Origin of the sequence: Chitinimonas viridis (assembly GCF_030409555.1) — a bacterium.
Classification (GTDB): domain Bacteria; phylum Pseudomonadota; class Gammaproteobacteria; order Burkholderiales; family Chitinimonadaceae; genus Chitinimonas; species Chitinimonas viridis.
The window spans coordinates 632,723-657,225 of record NZ_JAUFPU010000018.1 but is presented as its reverse complement, the minus strand read 5'-3'; the positions used below and the strand labels follow the sequence as shown (position 1 = coordinate 657,225).

At 63.6% G+C, this 24,503-nt stretch carries 17 protein-coding genes; 7 read left to right on the top strand and 10 right to left on the bottom strand.

Annotated features, from left to right (window positions below):
* Positions 1–13: 13 nt before the first annotated feature.
* From QWZ03_RS16190 to fepD, 3 genes are read right to left on the bottom strand one after another with little or no spacing between them, the layout of a single operon-like run.
* Positions 14–877: an ABC transporter ATP-binding protein gene (locus QWZ03_RS16190; RefSeq protein ID WP_290333661.1), complete on the bottom strand. Its 864-nt coding sequence runs from the start codon at positions 875–877 to the stop codon at positions 14–16.
* Positions 874–1,920 (bottom strand): iron-enterobactin ABC transporter permease, encoded by a 1,047-nt coding sequence (fepG, locus tag QWZ03_RS16185; protein ID WP_290333660.1) that lies wholly within the window; start codon positions 1,918–1,920, stop codon positions 874–876. Before fepG ends, QWZ03_RS16190 begins: the two co-directional genes overlap by 4 nt.
* On the bottom strand, positions 1,917–2,945 hold the full coding sequence (gene fepD / locus QWZ03_RS16180) for a Fe(3+)-siderophore ABC transporter permease (RefSeq protein ID WP_290333659.1): 1,029 nt from the start codon (positions 2,943–2,945) through the stop codon (positions 1,917–1,919). The genes fepG and fepD overlap by 4 nt, the downstream gene beginning before the upstream one ends.
* A gap of 116 nt (positions 2,946–3,061) precedes the next feature.
* Between fepD and entS the strand changes: the two genes are divergently transcribed.
* On the top strand, positions 3,062–4,333 hold the full coding sequence (entS, locus tag QWZ03_RS16175) for an enterobactin transporter EntS (protein WP_290333658.1): 1,272 nt from the start codon (positions 3,062–3,064) through the stop codon (positions 4,331–4,333).
* A gap of 190 nt (positions 4,334–4,523) precedes the next feature.
* Here the strand turns inward: entS and fepB are convergent, their stop codons facing one another.
* Positions 4,524–5,612 (bottom strand): Fe2+-enterobactin ABC transporter substrate-binding protein, encoded by a 1,089-nt coding sequence (gene fepB / locus QWZ03_RS16170; RefSeq protein WP_290333657.1) that lies wholly within the window; start codon positions 5,610–5,612, stop codon positions 4,524–4,526.
* 245 nt (positions 5,613–5,857) lie between these two features.
* Between fepB and QWZ03_RS16165 the strand changes: the two genes are divergently transcribed.
* The 3 genes from QWZ03_RS16165 to QWZ03_RS16155 all read left to right on the top strand — a co-directional run bounded on the left by QWZ03_RS16165 (position 5,858) and on the right by QWZ03_RS16155 (position 11,147).
* Positions 5,858–7,024 carry an efflux RND transporter periplasmic adaptor subunit gene (locus QWZ03_RS16165; protein ID WP_290333655.1) on the top strand — a complete coding sequence of 389 codons (1,167 nt, stop codon included), beginning with the start codon at positions 5,858–5,860 and terminating at the stop codon, positions 7,022–7,024.
* Positions 7,025–7,027: 3 nt separating this feature from the next.
* Positions 7,028–10,177, top strand: coding sequence for an efflux RND transporter permease subunit (locus QWZ03_RS16160; RefSeq protein ID WP_290333654.1), 3,150 nt, complete (start codon positions 7,028–7,030; stop codon positions 10,175–10,177).
* Between the two features lie 274 nt (positions 10,178–10,451).
* A complete protein-coding gene (locus QWZ03_RS16155; RefSeq protein ID WP_290333653.1) occupies positions 10,452–11,147 on the top strand; it encodes a 4'-phosphopantetheinyl transferase family protein in 696 nt (231 codons plus the stop codon).
* A gap of 68 nt (positions 11,148–11,215) precedes the next feature.
* Here QWZ03_RS16155 and QWZ03_RS16150 read toward each other — a convergent pair whose 3' ends face one another.
* The 4 genes from QWZ03_RS16150 to QWZ03_RS16135 form a co-directional block, all read right to left on the bottom strand.
* Positions 11,216–11,986, bottom strand: a complete 771-nt coding sequence (locus tag QWZ03_RS16150) for a 2,3-dihydro-2,3-dihydroxybenzoate dehydrogenase (protein WP_290333652.1) — start codon at positions 11,984–11,986, stop codon at positions 11,216–11,218.
* A 2-nt stretch (positions 11,987–11,988) separates the two neighbouring features.
* Complete coding sequence (locus QWZ03_RS16145; RefSeq protein ID WP_290333651.1) at positions 11,989–12,858, bottom strand: isochorismatase family protein; 870 nt, start codon at positions 12,856–12,858, stop codon at positions 11,989–11,991.
* A gap of 100 nt (positions 12,859–12,958) precedes the next feature.
* Positions 12,959–14,578, bottom strand: coding sequence for a (2,3-dihydroxybenzoyl)adenylate synthase (locus tag QWZ03_RS16140; RefSeq protein WP_290333650.1), 1,620 nt, complete (start codon positions 14,576–14,578; stop codon positions 12,959–12,961).
* On the bottom strand, positions 14,575–15,777 hold the full coding sequence (locus tag QWZ03_RS16135; RefSeq protein WP_290333649.1) for an isochorismate synthase: 1,203 nt from the start codon (positions 15,775–15,777) through the stop codon (positions 14,575–14,577). Before QWZ03_RS16135 ends, QWZ03_RS16140 begins: the two co-directional genes overlap by 4 nt.
* A gap of 419 nt (positions 15,778–16,196) precedes the next feature.
* Between QWZ03_RS16135 and QWZ03_RS16130 the strand changes: the two genes are divergently transcribed.
* Both QWZ03_RS16130 and QWZ03_RS16125 read left to right on the top strand, forming a co-directional pair.
* A complete protein-coding gene (locus QWZ03_RS16130; RefSeq protein WP_290333648.1) occupies positions 16,197–17,243 on the top strand; it encodes a 3-deoxy-7-phosphoheptulonate synthase in 1,047 nt (348 codons plus the stop codon).
* Positions 17,244–17,566: 323 nt separating this feature from the next.
* Positions 17,567–17,965, top strand: a complete 399-nt coding sequence (locus tag QWZ03_RS16125; RefSeq protein WP_290333646.1) for a DUF6713 family protein — start codon at positions 17,567–17,569, stop codon at positions 17,963–17,965.
* A gap of 119 nt (positions 17,966–18,084) precedes the next feature.
* On the opposite strand, the gene QWZ03_RS16120 is transcribed toward QWZ03_RS16125, so the two are convergent.
* Positions 18,085–20,985 carry a beta strand repeat-containing protein gene (locus QWZ03_RS16120; RefSeq protein ID WP_290333645.1) on the bottom strand — a complete coding sequence of 967 codons (2,901 nt, stop codon included), beginning with the start codon at positions 20,983–20,985 and terminating at the stop codon, positions 18,085–18,087.
* A gap of 631 nt (positions 20,986–21,616) precedes the next feature.
* Here QWZ03_RS16120 and QWZ03_RS16115 point away from each other — a divergent pair.
* Positions 21,617–22,054, top strand: a complete 438-nt coding sequence (locus tag QWZ03_RS16115; protein WP_290333644.1) for a hypothetical protein — start codon at positions 21,617–21,619, stop codon at positions 22,052–22,054.
* Positions 22,055–22,415: 361 nt separating this feature from the next.
* Here the strand turns inward: QWZ03_RS16115 and QWZ03_RS16110 are convergent, their stop codons facing one another.
* Positions 22,416–24,500 carry a putative bifunctional diguanylate cyclase/phosphodiesterase gene (locus QWZ03_RS16110; protein ID WP_290333643.1) on the bottom strand — a complete coding sequence of 695 codons (2,085 nt, stop codon included), beginning with the start codon at positions 24,498–24,500 and terminating at the stop codon, positions 22,416–22,418.
* Positions 24,501–24,503: the final 3 nt, after the last annotated feature.

Genomic DNA, 24,503 nt, shown 5'->3' with positions numbered 1-24,503 from the left:
AGCATAGCGATGCTCAGGCCATATGCACCTTGCCCCGCGGAATCACCATGGGGGTGTGGCTGACGGGGTCGGCCATCACCAGGCAGGGCAGGCCAAAGACCTGTTCCACCATGTCGGCCGTCACCACATCGCCAGGTGCGCCCTCGGCCACGATGCGGCCTTCGCGCATGGCGATCAGGTGGGTGGCGTAGCGGCAGGCATGGTTCAGGTCGTGCAGCACGGCAATCAGGGTGCGGCCGGTGTGGCGGTTGAGATGGCGGAACAGCTCCAGCAGCTCGATCTGATGGGCGATGTCCAGATAGGTGGTGGGTTCGTCCAAGAGCAGCAGGGGTGTCTCTTGCGCCAGGGCCATGGCGACCCAGACGCGCTGGCGCTGGCCGCCCGATAGCTCATCCACGGCGCGGCCGGCCAGGTCGGCCACGCCGGTGGCCTGCATGGCGGTCTGTACCGCGATCTCGTCCTGCGGGCTCCATTGTCGCAGCAGGCTTTGGTGGGGGTAGCGGCCGCGCGATACCAGGTCGAGCACGCTGATGCCGTCGGGCGCCGTGGCGCTCTGCGGCAGCAGGCCCAGCTGCTGGGCCACGGTGCGCGCCGGATAGTCGCGTATCTGCCTGCCGTCCAGATAGACCTGGCCGGCCTGTGGCGTGATCAGGCGGCACAGGCTGCGCAGCAGGGTGGATTTGCCGCAGCCGTTGGGGCCGACGATGACGGTGAAGGAGCCGTCGGGGATGCGTACATCCAGTTGCGGGCAGATCACCCGGTCGCCATAGCCCAGCCGCAGGTGCTGGCCACGCAGCCGGACCGTAGCGGGCTCGGTATAGTGCGGGGTGGCCTCGTCAGGGACGGGTTGGGCGAGGGATAGGCGGGCAGGGGTCATGATGAGGCCAGGCGGGATTGACGGAACAGCAGCCATACCAGGTAGAGGCCGCCTATGCTGACGGTAACGATGCCGACCGGTAACTGGCGTGGGGCGAATAGGTGCTGGGCGCAATAGTCAGCCAGCAACAGCAGCAGCGCACCGACCCAGAAGGCGCAGAGCAGTGCCGTGCCATGGCTGCGGCTGAGCCGCTGCGCGATCTGCGGTGCGGCCAGGGCGATGAATGAGATGGGGCCGGCGGCGGCGGTGGCGGCGGCCGTGAGCACCACGCCCAGGCTCATCAGCTGCAGGCGCGTGCGCTCGGCCGGCACGCCTAGCGCGCTGGCGCTGTCATCGCCCATTTCCAGCAGCGCCATGCGCCGGCCGAGCAGCAGCGTCAGCATCATGGCGACCAGGCTGAACAGCGCGGAAGGCAGGGCCTTGTCCCAGGTGATGCCGTTGAGAGAGCCGGCGCCCCAGAGTGCAGCCGTCATGGCCGATTCCAGGCTGGCGCTGATCATCAGCCAGGTATTGAAAGCCGCCAGCATGGCACTGATGGCGATGCCCACGATGATCAGGCGAAAGCCCTGGATGCCGCGGCGATAGGCTAGCAGATAGACCAGCAGGGCGGCAGCCAGGCCACCCACCAGAGCACCAGTGGCAATCTCGAAGTAGGAGCCTTGCAGCAGGATGATGGTGACCAGGGCACCGGTATAGGCACCGGTGTTGAAGCCGATGACGTCCGGGCTGCCCAGCGGGTTGCGTATCAGCGACTGAAAGATGGCGCCGCTCATGCCCAGCGCGCCACCGACCACCAGTGCCATTACCACACGCGGCAGCCGCCATTCACGCACCACGGCGCCCAGCCGTGCAGGGCCCTCACCCAGCAGCGCCTGCCAGACCTGGGCATGGCTCAGTTCCAGCGCACCGGCACCGAGGGCGAGTCCGGCCAGCATCAAGGCTGCCAGAGCCAGCAGCATGCCCGCCCAGAGGCCCTTGGCCCGCACGCGCAGGTAGATAGGGCCTGTGGGCCGGCCCAGGTAGAGGTAATCGGATGGGCTCATGTGCGGCTCCCGCTGGGCTGCGCCCGGCGCGCCAGCCAGATCAGCACCGGGGCGCCGACGAAGGCCGTCACGATGGACACACGCAGTTCGCCCGGTACCAGCAGCCGGCCGATGATGTCGGAGGCCAGCAACAGTACCGGTGCCAGCAGCAGCGTGCAGGCCATGATCCAGCGCTGGTCGGTACCCACCATCCAGCGGGCAATGTGCGGAATCATCAAGCCGACAAAGCCTATGGGGCCAGCGATGGCGGTACTGGCGCCGCACAGCAGGGTGATGGCCAGTACCGCCGTCGCATGGATCAGCCTGGGCCGGCTGCCCAGCGAGACGGCCAGGTCCTCGCCCATGCCCAGCACATTGAGCGGGCGTGCCAGCAGCAGGGCGATGACGATGCCCAGCAGCAGGGCAGGCGCCACCTGCAGCACCAGGTCCAGATCGCGTACATCGAGCGAGCCGGCGCTCCAGAAGCGCACGCGGTCGAAGGCCCAGGGATTGAGCAAGGTGATGCTGGAGGCAAAGCCCATCATCACCGCGCTGATGGCCACACCGGCCAGTACGAAGCGCATGGGCTCCAGCCTGGCTGTGCCATAGGCGCCGACCAGATAGACCAGCAAGGTGGTGGCCAGCGCGCCGACAAAGGCAAAAGCCAAGTAGCCCGCGGCCGAAGTAATGCCGAAGACGCCCGCGCCCAACACCACGGCAAAGCTGGCGCCAGCGTTGACGCCCAATATGCCGGGATCGGCCAGCGGATTGCGGGTGAGCGCCTGGATGATGGCGCCAGAGAGACCCAGCGCGGCGCCGGCCAGCAGGCCCAGCAGGGTACGCGGCAGGCGGCCTTCGGTGATGATGATGGCGTCGGGGTGCTGGCCCGGCCCGAACAGGCTGTCGGCCACTACCGCCAGGGAGATGGGCTTGGCGCCCAGGGTCAGGCTGAGCAGGGTCAGCACCGACAGCAGGCCTAGGCAAAGCACCAGCCAGGCCAGTCGGTTGGCGGCAGGTAAGGAGGTGGACAGGGGCGCTTTATGCACTAACAAATGCAAATCATTCGTATTTAGATTTGACCATGTTAACATGCCGGGCCGGCAAAAGCCCGGCAAGCGCCTCGCCTTGCCGCCATTCTCTCAGTCCATCGGATCACCCGCCCATGAGTCGACCCAGCATTTTCCTGGATTTCAGCCTGCTCAAGCAGAACGCCAATTTCCGGGCCGTGTTCGTGGCCCGCATGATGTCAGTGCTGGCCCTCGGCATCCTGATGGTGGCCGTGCCGGTGCAGATCCATCAGCTGACCGGTTCCACGCTGCAGGTTGGCCTCGCCATGGCGCTCGATGGTATCGGCATGTTCGTGGGCCTGATGTGCGGCGGCGTGCTGGCAGACCGGTATGACCGGCGCAGCTTGATACTGCTGGCGCGGGGGCTGTGCGGCATTGGCTTCCTGGCCTTGGCTGCCAACAGCTTTGTCGCCGCGCCGTCGCTGACGGCGCTCTATCTGGTATCGCTATGGGATGGCTTCTTCGGGGCCATGGGCATTACGGCGCTGATGGCGGCCACACCTGCGCTGGTGGGGCGTGAGAACCTGCCTGCCGCTGGCGCCTTGAGCATGCTGATCGTGCGCTTTGGCGCCGTATTGGCCCCAGCCATCGGCGGGGTGCTGATCGTGAGCGCGGGTGTCAGCTGGAACTACCTGCTGGCCGGTGTGGGTACCCTGTGTACGCTGCTGCCGCTGACTCGTCTGCCTGCCGTGCTGCCGCAGGGGGGCGAGCCGGAGCACCCGCTGCAGGCGCTGCGCGAGGGCGTGCAGTTCCTGTGGCAGAACAAGGTGGTGGGGGCCGTGGTGGCAGTGGGCACCCTGCAGGCCTTGCTGAGTGCAGTGCGTGTGTTGTTTCCCGCCTTGGCAGAAGACGGCTACGGCGGCGGGGCATTCGAAGTGGGCCTGATGTACGGCGCCGTGCCGCTCGGCGCCATGCTGGGCGCCTTCACCAGTGGCTGGGTGGGCGGCCTTCGCCGGCCAGGCAGGGTGATGCTGGGCGCCGTGCTGGGCTCCTCCCTGGCCGTGTCTGTGCTGGGCCTGGTGGGCCACATCCTACCGGCGCTGATGGCGCTGGCCATCATCGGCTACCTGGGCTCAATCGCCTCGCTGCTGCAGTTCACCCTGGTGCAAAGCCATACGCCCGATCACCTGCTGGGCCGTATCAACAGCCTGTGGAATGCGCAGGACGTGGTAGGCGATGCGGCTGGGGCGGTGGGTGTGGGCGCGCTGGCACGCGTAGTGGCACCCCTGGGTGCCGCCGCCACGCTGGGCGGCGTCGCTGCCGGCCTGGTGGTGCTGATGGGCCTGGGCTTTGGCACCCTGCGCCGGCTGGGCGGCCAGGCGTCGATCGCGCCTGCACCCCTGCCTGCTGCTGCCGCTGCGGAGTAGGGGCACTTGGCGGTAGGCGGGCGTGGCTGGCTTGCCGCCACCCCCCAGCCGGTGCCCGCTTGCAAGCGCTTTGCGACCTTGTTTATCAGACTGGGCCTCGACGCCAGACGAGGCCTGGGTTTGCCGGGTATCGGGTGCAGCGCATGAGCCTGACCATGGCGCAAGCCATCTTCAGGCGCGTCGTTTCCGCCTATCCCCGGCTGGCGGGCTTGGTTGCCGCTTTGCCCTGCTCGCTCGCGGCCGCCTGGCTGCCGTGGAACAGCGTCTGCATATGCCGCAGCAGCTGGGTGGCGCTGTAATAGTCTAGGCGGAAGGTGTCTAGCCCCATGGGGTAGACATGACCGGCCTTGATGGCCGGGCTGCCCGCCAGGAAGCGGTTGCGCTTCACCTGTGCGGCGGTCTGCGCATTGCCCGAGAACAGCAGCAGGGTCTGGCCCTGCAGGCCGTCGGCGAATTTCTCACCCGACAGCTGGATGATGTCCTTGCGTATGCCCATGCTCTTGTCGCCCTTGACCGAGTCGGGCACGGCGGCGAGCTGGAAGCCCAGATCCGTCAGCAGCTTGCCCTGGGCTGATGCGCCGGTCCAGACGTTGGCGCCGGAATCGTCCTCATAGTAGACCAGGGCCGTGGTGGGTTGCGGCGGCAGCACCAGGCTGGCGCGGGTGGCGGCTGCCAGGCTGTCGAAGCGCTGGATGGCAGCGGCGGCATCGGCCTCGTGGCCGGTGGCGCGGCCGAACAGCGTGGCCAGTTCCTGCCAGCTCTTGTCGTCGTAGTTGACCACCAGGGTCGGTGCCACCAGGTTCAGCTGCTCATACAGCTTGAGCGCCGAATCGCCACCGGTACCGGCCACGATGATGAGGTCGGGATTGGCCGCGATGATGGCTTCGGCGTTCGGCTCGCCGCGATAGAGCGGCTGCAGCTTGCGGGCCTTGGCAACGTCTGACCATTGGGTGAAGAAGCCCTGTTCGTCGGTGATGGCAGTACCGCCCTGGGTGGCACCGCTGGCCACGATGGGCGCGTTGATGGTGAGCAGGGTGCCGGTCAGTGTGACGCTGGTGGAGACGATGCGCTGCGGCGGGCGGTCAATGACGACTTCACCCTTGGCGGTCATGATGCTGCGCGGCCAGCCGCTGGCCTGGGCAGGGCTGGCTTTGGCGGCGGCGGGGGCCTCGGCCTGCTTGCCACAGCCGCCAAGCAGGGCGAGCAGCAGGCAGGTGGCCAGCCAGGCCGTGGTGGAGGCAGAAGCTGCTTCTCGCTTGAATAGGCAGGGGATACGCATGTTTTCCAGGATATTGGGGGGAAGGGGGCCTGCGCCAGCCATTGACAGGTGCGGCCTGCATGCGCAATTCTATTACGAATGATAAGTATTATCATTAAAATCCTGGCAATGAGAATTACTGCTGCGTACAGGGCCAGGGTAGAAGCCCGGCCGGTTTTTCTAGGTTAATTCCCCACTGTTAACAAGGAGTCGCCTGCCCACAGTAGCCAGCGCAAGCGCGGGCTGCTGACGGGAGGCTATCGACCATGCTGAAGAAAAGTCTTGCTCTGTTGCTGCCGCTTGGTCTGCTGGGCTGTAGCAAGGCCCCCGCAGGCGACCCAGCGGCCGAAGGCCCGCCCACCATGGCACCCAAGGTCGGCGTCCTGACCCTGGCGGCGCAGGACGCACCGGTGCTGACCGAGTTGGCTGGGCGCACGGCGGCGTATCGTGTGTCAGAAGTCCGGCCGCAGGTGTCGGGCATCGTGCAGCGCAGGCTGTTCGAGGAGGGGGCCCTGGTCCGCGCCGGCCAGGTGCTGTACCAGATCGACTCGGGCAGCTACCAGGCGGCGCACGACCAGGCACAGGCCAATCTGGCCGATGCCGAGGCCAACCTGGCCAGCCTGCAAGGCAAGGTGCGTCGCTATGACGAGCTGAGCAAGCTCAATTTCATCAGCCCCCAGGCGCTGGACGACATGAAGTCGGCCTACCAGCAGGGTGCAGCGGCCGCTGCAGCGCGCCGTGCCAGCACCAAGGCCACCCAGGTGGAGCTGGACCGGACCCGGATTACTGCACCGATCAGCGGCCGCATAGGCCGCTCCGAGGTGACCGAGGGCGCGCTGGTCTCTGCTGGGCAAGGTGGGGCGATGGCGACCATACAGCAGCTTGATCCCATCTATGTCGATATCGTCCAGTCCAGCCAGGCGCTGCTCAGTCTCAAGCGCACCTTTCCACAGGGCGGGCTGCGCACCGCGGGTGCCAAGGTCACGCTGCGGCTGGAAGATGGCCAGCGCTACCAGCACGCGGGTGTGCTGAAGTTCGCCGAGGTGGGGGTGGACCCGGCAACCGGTGCGGTGACGCTGCGGGCAGAATTCCCCAACCCTGAGGGCCTGCTGCTGCCTGGCATGTATGTGCGGGCAGAAGTCGAACAGGCGGTACAACGGCGGGTTTTCCTGGTGCCACAGCAAGGCGTGGCCTACAGCGCCAGGGGCGAGCCCACGGCGCTGGTGGTCAATGCCCGCAACCAGGCCGAAGCGCGGCAACTGGCCGTGCAGGGCAGCCTGGGCAACTACTGGGTGGTCACCGCCGGCTTGCGCAGCGGCGATCGGCTGATCGTCGACGGTTTGCAGCGGGTGCGGCCGGGGCAGCCGGTCGAGGCGGTGCAGGCCGTGGCAGGTGCCGACGCACCCGCGCCCGGACGCGGAAAGGGGGGCTGATCCATGCTGGCACGCTTCTTCATCGAGCGCCCGGTGTTTGCCTGGGTGCTGGCGATCATGACCATGCTGGCCGGCGCCGTGGCGGTCAGCCGTCTGTCCATCTCGCAGTATCCCGACATCGCCCCGCCGTCGGTGATGATCAGTGCCAGCTATCCCGGCGCCTCGGCTCAGGTAGTGGAAAACAGCGTCACCCAGGTACTGGAGCAGGAGCTGAAGGGGCTCGACAACCTGATGTACTTCAGCTCGAACAGCAGCGGCGCCGGGCGCGCCGAAATCATGCTGACGTTCAAGCAGGGTACCGATCCCGACGTCGCCCAGGTACAGGTGCAGAACAAGGCCAGCCAGGTGGCCAGCCGGCTACCAGGGCCGGTACAGCAGAACGGACTGACCGTCACCAAGCTGCAGAGCGGTTTTCTGATGATTGCGGCGTTCTACGACACCACGCGCCAGCGCAGCGACACCGATATCTCGGACTGGCTGGCCAGCACGCTGCAAGACCCGCTAAGCCGGGTGGAAGGGGTGGGCAGGGTGCAGAATTTCGGCGCGCCCCATGCCATGCGTATCTGGCTGGACCCGCACAAGCTGCGCAGCCATGGCCTGATGCCCCTGGATGTGACTAACGCCATCGCCAAGCAGAATACCGAAGTCTCGGTGGGCGAGATGGGTGCGCGGCCCTCGGCCGATACCCAGCAGCTCAACGCAACGGTGACGGCGCTGTCGCGGCTGAAGACGCCCGAGCAGTTCCGTCACATCGTCATCAAGACCAGCCCCTATGGTGCGGTGGTGCGGCTGGGCGATGTTGCCCGGGTTGAGCTGGGCAGTGAGGACTATGGCAGCACCTCGCGGCTGAACGGCTACCCGGCCTCCGGGCTGGCCTTCATGCTGGCACCGGACGCCAATGCCCTGGTCACCGCCCAGGCGATCAAGGACAAGGTCGCCGAACTGCGCAAGGCTTTCCCGCCGGGCATGGAAGTGTCCTTCCCCGAAGATACCTCGCGCTTCGTCAAGCTCTCCATCCGGGAAGTCTGCAAGACATTGCTGGAGGCCGTGGTGCTGGTCGTGCTGGTGATGTATCTCTTCCTGCAGAACTGGCGTGCCACGCTGATTCCCGCCATCACCGTGCCCATCGTGCTGCTGGGGACCTTTGGCGTGCTGGCCGTGGCGGGGTACGCCATCAACACCCTGACCCTGTTCGCCATGGTACTGGCCATCGGCCTGCTGGTGGACGATGCCATCGTGGTGGTCGAGAACGTCGAGCGCATCATGTTGGAGCGTGGCCTTGACGCGCGGGCGGCCACCCTGGCCTCCATGCGGGAGATCACTGGCGCCCTGGTCGGTATCGCCATGGTGCTGGGGGCGGTTTTTCTGCCCATGGCCTTCTTCGGCGGATCGGTCGGTGTGATCTACCGCCAGTTCTCGGTCACCATCGTGGCGGCCATGGCGCTGTCGGTGCTGGTGGCGGTCTGCATTACGCCAGCGCTGTGCGCCACCTTCCTCAAGCCTGGCCACACCATGCGGCAGGGCGGCTTGCTGGGGCGCTTCAACCGCGGCTTCGATGCCGCCCAACGGCGCTATGGCGGCTGGCTGGCTGCCCTGCTGGCACGGCCGGTGCGCTACGGCCTGGTCTACCTGGCCATAGTGGGGCTGATGGGGGTCTTGCATTACCGCCTGCCCACGGCCTTCATACCTGACGATGACCAGGGCACGGTCATGGTGCAGTTCACCCTGCCCGGCGGCGCCACCTATCCCCGCACGGCCAAGGTGGTAGAGGCGGTGGAGCGGCATTTCCTGGAGGCGGAAAAAGCCAATATCGATGCCATCTACACCCTGGCTGGCTTCAGCTTCGGTGGCCCCGGGCAGAATGCCGGCATGGCCTTTATCTCGCTCAAGGACTGGTCACAGCGCAAGGGCGAGGAGAACAGCGCGCTGGCCATTGCCGAGCGCGCCAACCAGGCCTTGAGCCAGCTGCGCGATGCCGAGGTCTTCAGCATGGTGCTGCCCCCCATCGAAGGCCTGGGCCAGACCAATGGCTTTGATTTCTGGTTGCAGGACATCAGCGGACAGGGGCAGTCCAGCCTGGCATTGGCCAGGGAGCAACTGGTTGCCGAAGCCCAGCGCGACCCGCGTCTGATGGCGGTGCGGGCCAACGGTAACGACAGCATGCCGCAACTGCGGGTGGAGGTGGACCAGGTCAAGGCCGCCGTGCTGGGCCTGGATCTCGCGGATGTGAACAGCACCCTGGGCACGGCCTGGGGCGGTAGCTACGTCAATGACTTCATCCACCAGGGGCGGGTCAAGAAGGTCATGGTGCAGGCAGATGCACCGTACCGCTCGCGCCCCGAGGATATCGGGCTGTGGGCGGTACGCGGTGGCGGCGGCCAGATGACGCCATTCAGCGCCTTCGCCCAGACCCGCTGGGAGGAAGGCCCGGCGCAGCTGCGCCGCTACAACGGCATGATGGCGACCCAGGTATTCGGCTCCGCCGCGCCCGGCGTCAGCTCCGGCGATGCCATGGCGGCCATAGAGCAACTGGCGGCACGCCTGCCCGGCACCAGCTATGAGTGGAGCGGCCTCTCCTACCAGGACAAGCTGTCCAGCGGCCAGGCCCCCATGCTGTATGCCGCCTCCATCCTATTCGTCTTCCTGTGCCTTGCGGCACTGTATGAGAGCTGGTCGGTACCGGTGGCGGTGCTGATGGTGATACCACTGGGGGTGGTCGGGGCCATGCTCGCTGTCAGCATCCGAGGCCTGCCCAGCGACATCTATTTCCAGGTGGGGCTGTTGACCACGGTAGGCTTGTCCGCCAAGAATGCCATCCTGATCATCGAGTTCGCCGAGGCTGCCGTACGCAATGGCGCTAGCGCACTGGATGGTGTGCTACAGGGTGCCAGCCTGCGCCTGCGGCCTATCCTGATGACCTCGCTGGCCTTTGGCGCGGGCGTCGTGCCCTTGGTGCTGGCCACAGGGCCGGGCTCGGCCAGCCAGCATGCGGTCGGCACCGGCGTGCTGGGCGGGGTGGTGACGGCGACCTTGCTGGCGATATTCTTTGTGCCGCTGGCCTATCTGCTGACACATGGCTTGGTCGCACGATTACGCCGCTGGCGTCAGCCTGGGGCTAAGAGCCTGTTCAAAGTCTTTTCGCCGCTTCGTTAGCAACCTTGCCGGATGAAGGGCAAGGCGCAAGCCGCGCAGCGGTACGGGTACCGTCAGCGGCTTGCAACGCCGCCATTCGCCGGCAAGGCTGCGAACCCGAAGGGCTGATCTGGAAAACGGCCATTCACTGCGTTGTGGCGCTTGGCAATAACTTGTTATTGCCTGCGCACCACGCCTTGTGCCTGGCCATTTTCCAGATCAGCGACGCGGCGAAAAGACATTGAACAGGCTCTAAGGCTGTGGTGGCCGGATCAGCCTGAACAGGAGGGCGTGAGTGAGTTGGGATGGCGCGAGGGTACGGTGTCGGCAACTGGATATCCGTCCGCTGGATTTCAGCGGGGTGGCGGTCTGGCACCTGCTGCTGGATCTGGCTGCCCCGCTCCCGTCCGCCGTATGGGCCGAACTGAGCGAGGCCGAGCAGGCGGCCTGCCTGCGCTATCGGCAGCCTGCTGATCGCCTGCGCTATGCCATCACCCGCGCGACCCTGCGGCAGTTACTGGGCGCGCACCTGGGTCAATCCGCCGGCGCATTGCAGATACAGCCCGGCGCGCACGGCAAACCGGTGCTGCAGGCTGGGGGCCCGCAGTTCAACGTCAGCCACGCGGGGCAACATGCCCTGATCGCGATTTCAGAGACTCACCCGGTAGGCGTGGACGTGGAAGCGCACGATACCCGGCACCCGCTGACCTTGCTGGCAGAGGCCTATACCCCGATGGAACAGGCCCACTGCCAAAGGGGAGAGGAGGTGGCGGCATTCTTCGATGTCTGGAGCGGCAAGGAGGCTCTGCTCAAGGCCTGGGGGGTAGGCGTGGCCGACCACCTGGCCAGCGTCACGGTGCTGCCGCAAGCTACACCGGACTACCTGCTGCACTGGCATATCCAGCCAGCCCGCACCATGCAGCTCAAGCGCCTCGACCTGGGCATGGCAGGCGTCAGCGCCGCCCTGGCGCTGGATCTGAGCCCGCCATGAGGGCTAGCCCTTAGGGCTAGCTCCCCGAGACCGTTGATTTCTCCGCCTGCAATTCCAATATCAGGCCCTCAAGCGTCCAGTGTCGCACCGCCATCTACCCGCAGGTCGTGCAGCGTGATGTGGCGGGCACGATCCGATGCCAGATAGCAGACCGCTTCGGCAATATCCTCGGGCTGGGCGATGCGCCCCAGGGGTATGCCCAGCCTGTAGCCTTCGGCCGAGCCGGCGATGATGGATTGCACGCTGTCAGGGCGGGTCCACAGCTGGCGCTGCATATCGGTCTCGGTGGAGCCGGGCGACACGATGTTGCAGCGTATGCCGTGTGGCGCCAGCTCCAGCGCCAGGCAGCGCAGCAGTTGTGCAGTGGCGGCCTTGGAGGCGGCATAGGCGGCCATGTTCAAGCGCGGTGTGCTGGCCGCATTGGAGCCGACCACCACGATGGCACCACGGCGGCGCGCTTGCATACGCCCCGCCACCGCCCGGCAGAGCTGGAACACCGCGGTGGTGTTGACGCTGAAGGTCTGCTGCCATTGCGCGTCGGTGGTGGCCTGGGTGCTGGCCAGATGCAGTACACCGGCCACGCTGGCGAGCAGATCGATCTCGCCCAGCTCGCGCTCGGTTTGTGCCACGGCAGCATCGATGGCGGCGGCCTCGGTCAGATCCACGGCCAGGGCCAGATGGCCCTGTCCGGGCAGGGTGGCCGCCACGGTGGCGATGCGATCGGCCTGTCTATCCAGCACAGCCACGCGTGCGCCGCGGCTTGCCAGCATGGTTGCTACCGCCAGCCCTATGCCCTGCGCCGCGCCGGTCACCAAGGCAATCCTGCCCGCGAACTCCATGGCTAGCTGCCCTGCCGGCTGAGCAAGGCCCACCACTGCGCGATGGTGGGCTGCTCGGCCATTTCGGCAAAGCCGACCTCGGCACCTGCTGCCCGCCAGCCTTCCACCAGGCTCATCAGGCGGATGGAATCGAGCCCGGCGTGGATCAGGTTGTCGTCGGCATACAGATCCGACGGCTGCATCTGCAGCATCCTGGCCACCTCGGCCAGCAGCGCTGCCTGGTCGGCCGGCAGCTTGCCCTGGGGGCGCAGCGCTGCCAGCACGTCCTGGGTGCTGCGTACGGCACCACAGCGCCGCGAGACATAGGCCAGCGCGCCGGCATGCTCCTCGGCCGAGAAATCGGCAACCGCATCGCCCACATAGATGGGGCGGATGTCGCGCATAAAGGCATCCGCCGCCGTCACCTGGCAGCCGATATGGGCGTAGATGCCGCAGATGATCAGCTGGTCGCGGCCTTGGGCGCGCATGCGCTGTTCGAGATCGCTGCGGGCAAAGGCGCTGTATCGCCACTTGGTCAGCACCACATCCTGCTCGCGCGGTGCCAGGGCAGCCACCACAGGCGCAAGTTGCGGCTGCGCGGTAATGCCCGGCCCCCACCACTCGGTCAGCAAACCCCGCTCCTCCGGCGATTGCTCACCCGGTTGGGCGGTGTACACCACCGGTATGCCCACTGCGTCGCAGGCCTGGCGCAGTGCCTGGATATGGGCGATCAGCGAGGGGATGGGCGCCGCCGTTTGGTCGTAGAAATCGAGGAAATACTGCTGCATGTCGTGGATCAGCAGCACGGCTCGGTTGGGCTCCGGCAGCCAGTCCACCCGGTTTTCGGGCAGGGTGGTGGGCATGGGATAGGTGGCGATGCGGGGTATGGTCATATTGTGTAAGCCAGGCGATCGAAATGGAAAAAGAGGAGCAGGTGCCTGCCCGCTGCCCAGGTTTACCCTGGGCATTGCGGTATGCGGTACAGGCTGTGGCTCAGTCGGCGGCCGCGATCAGCTCGGCAATCCGCTCACGCAGTGCCCGCTTGTTGACCTTGCCCACACCGGTCTTGGGAAACTCGGTCACGAATTCGATGCGGTCGGGTATCTTGTACTGGGCAACACCGCGCTCGCGCAGAAAGCGCATCAGTTCGACAGGGCGCAAGGGGGCGCCGCGCGTGACGATAAAGGCGCAGCTGCGCTCACCCAGGTAGGCGTCCGGCATGGCGACCAGGGCGGCATCGTGCACGGCTGGGTGGGCCAGCAAATGGTTCTCCACCTCTTCTGCAGCGACCTTGTCGCCGCCACGGTTGATCTGATCCTTGGCGCGGCCCTCTACTGTCAGGTGCCCGCTGGGTAGCCGGCGCACCAGGTCGCCGGTGCGGTAGTAGCCGTCGGCGGTGAAGGCGCGTGCGTTGTGTTCATCGGCAAGGTAGTAGCCGCGTATGGTGTAGGGGCCACGGGTCAGCAGATGGCCCAGTTCACCATCGGGCAGGTCGCGATCCTCGTCGTCCACCACGCGAACTTCGTCGTGCGGCGAGATGGCGCGGCCCTGGGTATGGTGCAACAGTTCGTCGCTGTCCTCAGGACGGGTGTAGTTGACCAGCCCCTCGGCCATGCCAAAGACCTGCTGCAGGCGGCAGCCCAGTTCCGGCAGTACACGGCACGCCACCTCAGCGCCGAACTTGGCGCCACCTACCTGCAGCAGCTTCAGTGTCTTCAGTTCCGGTCGGCGCTGCCGGGCCGATTCCAGCCACACCATGGCCAGCGGCGGCACCAGCGCGGTGATCGTCACGCCTTCCGTCCCGATCAAGGGGAACACCTCGTCAGGGCTGGGGCGGCGCGCCAGCACGATGCGCCCGCCTGCATGCAGCACGCCCAGGGTGCCCGGTGAGCTGAGCGGGAAATTGTGGGCCACCGGCAAGGCGCACAGGTAGACGGCATCTTGGTCCAGCCCGCAGATATCTGCGCTGGCGCGTACGCTGTAGAGGTAGTCGTCATGGGTGCGCGGGATCAGCTTGGGCAGGCCCGTGCTGCCGCCAGACAGCTGCAGGAAGGCCACCTCGCCGGCCGATGGACCGGCTAACTCGATGGGTGTGTCGTGCAGGTCGGCCAGCGCAGTGAACTCGGCGGCCTCGCCAGCCACCACCACATGGCGCAGGGCCGGGACTTCAGCCTGTACTTCCCGCGCCAGCGTCCGGTAGTCAAAGCCACCGTCCAGGTCGGCGATGACATAGGCCTTGGCATCGGCAAAGCGGCAGAAGTGACTGACCTCTGCCCGGCGGTGCGCCGGCAGGGCGAAGACGGGCAGGGCGCCCAGGCGGAACAGGCCAAAGCAGACCGAGAAGAACTCGGCCACATTGGGTAGTTGCACCACGACGCGATCCTGCGCGCCTATGCCCAGGCGGGCGAAGCCTGCGGCCAATTGGTCTGCTTTCGCATCGAGCTCGGCATAGGACCATCGCCGTTTGCCGCAGACGATGGCGATACGGTCGGGGTGTTCGCCGGCCTTGCGCTGCAGCATGGCGCCCAGTGTTTCGCCGGCCCAGTAGCCCAGCTCGCGGTAGCGCTGCGCGTCCTGCTCGGGCCAGGGGGTAAAACCGGTCAGCTGGCTCATGCCGCCCCCTCCAGCACGCTCTCCAAGGCCATGGCGCTGAGCATGGTACGCAGCTTGGCGCTGGTTTCCGCCAGTTCCAGATGGGGCTCGGAGCCAGCCACGATGCCGGCCCCGGCATAGAGCGTCGCAGTGTGTTCGCCCACTTCGGCACAACGTATGGTGACGGCCCATTCACCATCGCCGCTGGCATCGCACCAGCCGACCAAGCCGGTGAAGAAACCACGGTCGAAGCCTTCCACCGTCTCGATAAAGGAGCGCGCTGCCGCCGTGGGGTGGCCGCAGACTGCGGGGGTCGGGTGCAGGGCCAGCGCCAGTTCCAGCGCGCTGCATTCCCCGTCTGCCAGGTCGCCGCGTATCTCGGTGGCCAGGTGCCACATGCTGGGGGTGGAGACCAGCGACGGGCCGCTGGGCACGTGTACCGCATTGCAATAGGGGCCCAGCGCGGCCACCACGGCATCGACCACCAGCTGGTGCTCGTGCCTGTCCTTGGCCGAGCCGAACAATTGTTCGGCACGCCGCGCGTCTTCTAGCGGGTCGCTGCTGCGGGGGATGGAGCCCGCCAGCGGGTGCGAGACCACCTGCCGGCCACGGCGCGACAGCAGCAACTCGGGGCTGGCGCCGACCAGCGTACGGCGCTCGCCGTCGGTTTCCGGCAGGTCGATGGCGAAGGTATAGCCGCTGGGATTGCGGTTGGCCAAGCGCTGCAGCAGCGTAGGCACGGCAATGTTGGCATCGACCTTGATCGAGCGCGACAACACCACCTTGTCCAGCCCGCCTTCGCCGATCTGGCTCAGTGCCTGCGCCACATTGTCGCGGTAGCGGTCGGGGTGGGGCAGGGCCTCGCTGCTGATGTCGCGCAGGGAGTTAGATTCTGCCTGGGTAGGCAGCGCGGTTTCACCGGCACCCCGCCCTTGCACCGTGCTCTCGGGGATGAACAGATGGGCCGGTGCCTGGGCATTGAAGGGAACCGCGCCCAGCAGGATGGGCTGCACCAGGCCTTCTGCCTGCGCCTGCCGCAGCAACTGGGCCGCACGTTGTGCCAAGGTGTCGGCCGGCCCGTGTGCGAGCGTGGCATGGCGGCCCAGCGTCAGTACCGTGCGGCGTGGCGAGGTGAACAGCGAGCCACCGATGGGGTAGAGGCGGAGCAGGTCGGTGGCTTTGGGGGTAGTCAAGCCGGAATCGTGCTGGGATGGTTGCATAGAGGCTCCTCATGAAAGACCAATACCGCTGCCGCTGCTGGATATCAGCCGTGGCAGGCGTGCGTTGCGCCGGGCGGGATGGCTGTTCTTGTAGGTGCCCGGTAGCGCAGCGATGGCGTCGCGAAGGGATGGTTTGCAGCTGTCGTACGCGAGCCAGGCGCCGGATTGGCGAAGCATCGTAACGGTAAAAAAATCTAAATGCAAATGAGATTGACTATCATTACTTACGGCTGCATGATGTTTGCAAGAAACCCAGTGGGTCACGGGCGGGGCGCATGCAGTTGTGGGCCTTGCGGCTTGTGCGAAGGCAGACAGGCAAGCCCCAGGCTTACGACAACACGAATACTGGAGGAAACATGACGATAGCCTTTACAGCAACGGGCCGGACGGGAGCGGTGTATCCGAGAGGGCCGGGGGGTATGCCCGACGCCATTTTCGAGCAGGTGCCCGCACCGGCGGAGATGTATCGGCTGATGCCAGCGTCCGAAAGGGTTGCCGCGACCGTACAGGCGGGGCGGCAGACGATCCGCGACATCCTGGATCGCAAGGACGACAGGCTGCTGGTGGTGGTCGGGCCATGCTCCATCCACGATACCGAAGCAGGCCTGGACTATGCGCAGCGGCTGGCTGCCTTGGCCGACGAGCTGTCCGATACCCTGTATGTGGTGATGCGGGCGTACTTCGAGAAGCCGCGTACCACGGTGGGCTGGAAGGGCCTGGTCAACGACCCGCATATGGACGATTCCTGCCGGATAGGCGAGGGCATGGCGCGCGCTCGGCAGTTCCTGCTGGCGGTCAATGCGCTGGGCCTGCCGGTCGCGACCGAGGCGCTGGACCCACTATCGCCCCATTATTTTGGCGACCTGATCAGCTGGACGGCGATTGGTGCGCGCACCACCGAATCGCAGGTGCACCGCGAACTGTCATCGGGCCTGGCCACGCCCGTGGGGTTCAAGAACGGTACCGACGGCAGCGTCGAGACAGCCGTCAATGCCATCCTGTCGGCAGCCTGCCCCCATGCCTTCATGGGGATGGACCAGGATGGCAGGCCGGCCATCGTCCGCACCCAGGGCAACCGCTACTGTCACCTGGTCATGCGTGGCGGCGGCGGACGGCCCAACTACGATACGGTCAGCATCCACCTCGCCGAAAAGGCGCTGGAAAAACACCATATCCCGGCCAATATCATTGTCGATTGTGCCCATGCCAACTCCTGGAAGCAGCATGCCCTGCAGCCTGTCGTGCTGGCCGATGTGGTGAACCAGATACGCGAAGGCAACCGCGCCATCCGCGGCGTGATGATAGAGAGCTTCATCGAGGCGGGTAATCAGCCTATCCCCGCAGACCTGGACGACCTGCGCTATGGCTGCTCAGTGACGGATGCCTGCGTGAGCTGGCCGACCACCGAGAAGATACTGCGCCAGGCCGGCCAGCGGCTGGCCGGGCGGCGGGGCTGGCAGGCCTGATGGCACGCTAACGCCGGGTAAGCCAGCGGCACTGGCGGCTGCGACCCACCATAAGGGTGAGCCAGCATTGCTGTGCCCCGCGTATCTGCATGGGTAGGTCGCCCAAGAGCAGCTAGTGATTCTGGAATAAAGTCTGGGATACTCCGCCAAGCGTTTTCTATGGGCTTGGCGATGTCCCGACACCGGGCAAAGCCGGTAGCCGCAGCGCCTTTATCCCCAACAGCCGACGGTGCCTGGCGCGGAGCAAGCCGCGTCGTCACAGCGTCTCGAGCCCTTCAATGGGTTCTTTTGCTATTGAACCAAGGCAACCGAAAGGTTTACCCATGTCCCCGCAATCGCACCTTCGCTGGCTTTTCCTGGCAAATGCCACGGTTCTGGTCACGCATCAAATCGACGCAGCCTATTGGCACGAATGGGAGTTGTTCAACATTCCTGGTGGCAATCAGGTCAACCTGCTCCTGAACATTCCCATCATTGCGCTGGTTCTGTATGCACACAGCCGGGTCGTCGCCAACCTCCACACTGGCTTGAACTATTACAAGCTGCTGGCTGCGCTGGGCTTCCTCACTGTCGGCATCCATGCGTCCTTCTTTGCCCTGGGCCGCGAGGCGTTCATGCAGCCTATGTCGGTTGCGCTGTTGCTCGCCACGTTGGTGCTTTCGGCGTGGCAGTTGGTTGCCTTGCGCAGGTTTAAAGAACCAACCTCCGTGGCGGCACCGTGACACCTTGCAGGCTTTGCCAGTCCCTCTGCGTTTCAGGCCGGTAGTTGGCCACCAGCATGAAAAAGGCGCAACCCCTTGCGGGCGTTGCGCCTTGAGACAAGCTGCTTTGGTAAAACGGCTTATTCAACCGAGAACGACTGAGCGGTCCCATCCTGGTTGTTGATATAGAAGGTACTGCCATCCTGCCACCAGGTGTCGGTAGCATGTGCTTCTGGGGTGTTGACGAGCATATAGCCAGCCCGCAGCTTATAGCTGACGTTACCTATGGTGGTGGTGACGGAGCCATCGACATCCACTGCAGGCACGGATGCGCCTATGATGGTGCTCAGTGTGGCTGCCACGACATCAATGTTGGCAAACGCCGGGTAGAGCGTCTGCTGCGCACTGCCATCGCCATGGATCAGGCGACCAGCACTGTCGTAGGAGAAGCCATTCAAGGTGCTGGGCGTTGCAGTCCATGCCGGCCGGACCACGTACTTGGCACCACCCACCGTAGCCTTGATCAAGCCGTCAGCCGTGACCATGCCGGTAGCTTGGCTATCCACGGCCAAGAGCTGCGCCGCGAAGTTGCTTGGGCTCACCAGGCTGGGGGCCAATTCCGTGACCGCACCTCTCACCACCACGCGCATCCGCCCGTTGCTTTGCAGCCCACTGGGAACGCCTGGCGCGACCATTAGCTGGCCAACCGGTACACCGGCGATACGCGTGCCGTCCGGCGCGGTCATGACCATGCCACCGATCGGGGTATTGGCGCTGCGCGTCAGCTGGATACCCAGCTCCTTGCTCAGGGTAGTCACAATCTCGGTGCCCAGATAGGAACCATTCAGGCGGGCAGGGTTGCCATCTATGGACACCGGTATGCTTTCCAGCGTCATGCCGGTAGGAATGGCACTCAGGGTTTGTGCCACGCCTGCGCCACCATCTGCCAGCGTGACACCTATCTCATTGCCCGCGCTGTCGTAGGTGATGGTCTCGCCCTTGAACAGCAACAAGGTGGACGAGGTCAGCATGTTGGCGCGGCCGCTGAGCAAGGACCTTTGCAGGTTGACCGTCCCGGCCTGGGTTATGCATAGCGAGTATGCCAACAGTTCTCTTTGATAGACCTTCACGCTCGAGAAGTAGGTATTCCATGCGCTGGACCTACTTCCGCTTGGCGGGGTGGTCGGTATTGCGGGGCGTGCCCCACAGGTATGCGGCGTGGTGACCGTGCCGGAGGTCACGGCAACGGTGGTGCCGCCTCCGCTGTTTGCCGATACATTGATGGATGCACCCGTACTGCCCGTACTGAGGACCACCGCCGAATCACCGCTGCCACCGACCGAAAGTAGCCCACCTCCACCCCCGCTGGAGAGGGTTGCGCTACCCTGCGAAACAGCCAGCACGTTCTGCCCACCCGAAGAGGTACGAACGTTCAGCACCACGCCCGATGAACCCGTGGAGACCGAGACCGATGGTGTGCTTCCGCCCAGATTCAGGCTGACCGGCCTGCTTGAAGCGTCGACAGTCAGGGTGCTGCCGCTGGCACCGGTTGCCGAGACATCTACGCTGCTACCGGCAGTGACCGTGACATTCGCCGACCCCGTCACCGTACCGGTACCATCGATCGTGCCCGTGCCGCCGTTGATCGTGGTGTTCGCGGCGGTGACGGTAACCGCCTGGGTCGCCGTGACGGCGGTGCTGCCATTCAAGGTCGCACCAATGATGCAGCTACCGGGGCTGACCGCGGTAATGGTGGCGGTAACGGTACCGTTGGTGGTGCTGCGCGTCGGGGTGCCTACCGTGCAACTGGCGCTGTTGCTGGTAATGGTCGCGCCGCTGGCGCTGACATTGAACAGGCTGGTGCTGCTGGCATCCTTCAGCGTGAGGATGGCGGAGGTGGTGCCCGCCGTAATCAGGCTGGGCGTGCCCACGGTCAAGGTCGATTGGGCTGCCGTGGCGACGTCGACTGCGGCTGCGGTTGCGGTAAAGGCGGTACCAGGGGTGTTGGCGGTCAGCACCAGCGTCCCGGTGTTAAGCGTGGGGGTCACGGTTGTGTTGGGTATGGCAGCGATAAGGCCATTCACCACATCCGTGGCCGAGGTCGTGGTCGCCACAAAGGTATAGGTTGTGCCATTGAGCGTCACGGCAAACGTGTTACCTGCCATGATGGAGGCCGGCGTCAAGGTATTAACCTGTGCCACAGCAGTCGCATTGGTGCTCCCGGTCGCGCCCAGGGTCCAGCCGGTGCCCGCACTCTTGGCGGTGAACACAATGTCACTGCCAACCACGCTGGTTGTGTAGTCCTGCGTCGCATAGGGCACGCCGGAGTCGGCCTGGATGGCGGCATTCAGGCCGGTTGCCACGTCTGCAGTGCTGGTGGTGGTGGCCGTAAAGCTCACCGTACCCGAGCCTGGCAGGGCAATATTGTAGACATCCCCAATATCCACACTGCCGCCTATCGTCAGCGTATCAATCTGGCTTTGTGCCGGCACGGCAGGCACATTGGCCTGCGTCTCCAGACCATCGATGGTCGCGGTGCTTGAACTGGTGGCAAGGTTAGCCGCATCGGCCGGGAAGGACATCGCAAACGATGTGCCCGGCGTGGTGGCAGTGAAGGTCAGCACGCCCGAAGTGTTATCGGTAACCTGGTAGGTGGTATTGCTGATGTAGTCGGCGTGGGCAACGATAAGATCGTAGAGTTCTGTCGCCATGCTGGCCGGGGTGTCTGTGGCGGCTACCGTGGTCGTGATGGTGGTGGCCGTACCAGGCAGGGTAATGCTAAATGTATCGCCATCGGTTACCGTCCCGCTGATGGTCACCGTCTCAGTCTGGGCCTGAGCCATCACGGCAGGCATATTCGGGGCGGTGGGTGTCAGGGTCAGCGTCTGCGTGACATTGGCGCCAACCGCCCGGTTAGGTGTTGTCGCCGTATTGTTGAACGTAGGTACAGCGAACGCAGTGGTTGACAGCATCACGACCAATGCCAAGCTGAGCGGACGCAGTCGCATATGGGGGGTTTGGCGGGGGTGCAGAGATCTCATGGGGAACTTAGCTCCATAATAAAGTGTGGGCCGAAAACTGCTGTCACTTGCAACCGAAATATCCCCCCAAGCCCGCACTCCGATGCGACAAACCTCCACCCTCTGATACCGGTACCTCTGCACCGGACCAAATAGGAGAACCCACCAAAGGCAAGCGTAAACCCGCCTTTGGCTGCATCGCTGACGGTCTATCCCGCGCTGGCAGCTAATGCTGCAAGCACGAGAAAAGTGGATATGGTCAAAAGCACGACACGCGCTGCGTGTGCATTGAGCTTAGTAGGCGATTATTGCAAGTAAAGGTATTTGATGTGGGCAAGCCCACCTTGTGGGCGTGGCGACGCCAAGCGAAATGGTGGGGGCGCTGGTTAGCGCCGCTAGCTGGCAGATTGGAGCGCCAGGGCTTCGAATAGCGCATGTACACGGCGAGCCATGGCAGGGCATGCACGCATGCAGTCTATGCTTGCTACACTGACGCTTTTGGTGCGGTAGCTGTTGAGCTTGTTACCTTACGTTGGCCTCGTCGTCACAGGTCATACCTGCGAACTACATAGTAGTGTTGCCTGCGCACGGGTCTTGGGGAGCGGTGCGCTCGTTCGAATACCCAACTCGGAATACTGGAGGTCCAATCCACATGGCAATCACACTGAGCACACGAAAGCCGATCGATACGCTTGGACCAGAAGACCTCCAGGCTTTTCCAATATGGGAGTTCGCCGAAGACGAAGAGGGGGCTGATGAACAGGATGAAACATGGGTTAGGCCCCTGAATGCCGCGTCCATCCCACTGGCGCGGTATGCACTCTCCGCTGCTGCCACATTTCAGACCGTGTCCGGCCAGATCATCAAAGGGTTCATAGGCATCTCAACGGATGAGGAAATCGACATCTCCCATGGAATCCTGCTTCACGAAGGCAAGTACCTATACATCCCGCCGAAACAAGATAGACAGGATCGGAGGCGCTTTCTCGAAGCGCTCCAACTGAAGGAGGCACAAGTCTTTCCGGTCACCTTCACCCTGCATGTCCGGGTAGCGGGCGAAAGCGGCTTGCGCCAAGGCGAGATCAGGTAATGGCAATAGGTGTGACGGGTACTTGGGAATGAAGTGTTGTACTGACTGAATTGATGTTTCCAAGGGGAATGAGTCCAGGCAACGAACTGGTCATGCTATTCCTCGATGGGCTCTCCTGTTGTGCCCAACTTCCATTAACTCCGCTGACCTCCCCCGCAACATCGATAGCGAGTCGCGCACCCCTAGCAAGGTATCCTACTCACGCCCGTTGATTGTTTTGTACTGGGCTGGGAGGGCCCAGTCATGGCCGAGGTTTACGGGTAGTGCTAAGGCGGGAGCGTTGTGCAACAAGGCCCATCCACTGCATGCACGTGGGCCTTGTATGCCACCTCACCAGAATGCGCTGCCGGTAAACAACGCACTACCTGACATTCATCAGGGGTTGCCCGAGTGCCAGCTTGGCGAAATCTATGGCAGGAATCGGCCTTGAAAAAAGATAGCCTTGAATCAACTCACAGCCCATAGATGAAAGCAAACCGTACTGCTCGTGGGTTTCTACCCCCTCTGCTACGAGTGTCATACCCAACTCATGGGCGAGGCCGATGATGGCACGTGCAATTGCCTGGTCTTTTGTATCATTCGCCAAGTTGGCCACGAATAGACGATCAATTTTTAGTACATCCAACGGCAATTGCTTCAGGTAGGCCAGTGCAGAATAACCTGTGCCGAAATCATCCATGGCCGTGCGAATTCCCAGTTTATGCAAGTCTTCCAGAATTCTTCGCCCTTTGTCGATATCCTCAATCACCGTGCTTTCGGTGACTTCCACTTCAAGCCAATGCGCAGGCATGCCGGTATCTGATATAACATCCTGAATGTGCTTACAGATTAATTCATCAGAGAATTGTCGCGCGGACAAATTGACGGCCATGGTGACACTGTCGTCCAGTATATCTGCCCAGGCCATCCGTTGGGCGCATGCGGTCCGAAGTATCCAGAGGCTGACCTCGACGATCAATCCACTATCTTCAAGCACTGGGATAAATACGGCGGGCGATATCGTCCCAGCAGTGGGATGGTGCCATCTAAGTAGCGCTTCGATGCCATGTATCCGGCCATCAAGGGTCGAGACCTGTGGCTGGAATACCAGTTCGAATTGCTCCTTCTCCAACGCGTACATCAAGCTTTCGCGCAACATGGTCCTGGCCGTCACTTGGGCATTCATCTCTGCTGAATAGTGACGATAGGATTGACGGCCATTGCGTTTGGCTTGGTACATCGCCATGTCGGCCGCGCGCAGCATGTCGCCAGCAGAGGTGCTATCTCCGGGACAATTTGCGATGCCTATGCTTACACTGACTAGTAGCGAGTGCCCGTCAATGACATAAGGTTGCGTCTGGATACGCAATAGTTTTTCTGCAATGGTGGATATTTCGGTCTCACTCAGCGCACCCTCAATCAGGATGGCGAATTCATCACCGCCTATGCGCCCAAGTGCATCATGGGTGCGTAGCTGATTTCGTAGCCGTTCACAGAAGCTTTGCAGTAGCATATCTCCCGTGGCGTGCCCGTAGGTGTCATTGACATCCTTGAAGTAGTCCAGATCGATATAAAGCAAGTACAGTGATTGCGAATGCCGCAGGCTTCGCGATACGGCAGTCGATACTGCTTGAAAAAAGCCGTTACGATTAAGAGCACCAGTCAACGTGTCGGTCACGATCAGTTGTGCCAACTCCTCCTGAAGGGTGAGCGTCGCGGTGATATCTTGATAAGCAACAACCCAACCTTGCTGCTGAGGAAGTGGCGCGCAACTTAACTGAACAGGCAGTGCCGCCTCCTTGGCGGAGATGATTCTTGCTGCATGGCTATGAATGGCATGCTGTGACCTGTAAGCCCCAAGTAGCATATCCATTTGCAGGTCAGACCAACAATGCAGTGTTTGCCCTTTAACCTCGGACTGCGTGAGGCCTTGAAGCCGGCTGCCAGCGGGGTTGACATAAATTTGCGTCAGATCCGGTGCCACGACAGAGATACCTTCATTGACTGTATTAAGAATATCGCCCAGAAATGCATTGACTTGGGCTAGGTCATGCATCTCTCTTTTTGAGGTTTCACTCAATGCCCATTGATTTAACAATTGCTGGACCTTGGCCTCCAGGATGCGGGGTTGAATAGGTTTATGCATTAGATCGAAAGCACCTGCCTCTAAACCATCAATCGAGGCGTACTCATCTTCGCCGTGCGCAGTGACCAGCAATACAGGGATATGCCTTGTTCGGCTGTTCTTACGCATGAGCTTCACGGCTTCAATACCATCCAGCTCTGGCATGTCGACGTCCATCAGCACCAGGGCGATGGTTTCGTTTAGCAGAATGCGTAGAGCGTCCTGGCCACTCGCTACACGTATGAAGCGGCGCTTACCATCGTCAAGAACGGCTTCCAGCGATTCCAGGTTTTCAGGCTTATCATCAACCAGTAACAATATGGGCAAAGTTTCTGTGAGCATGAC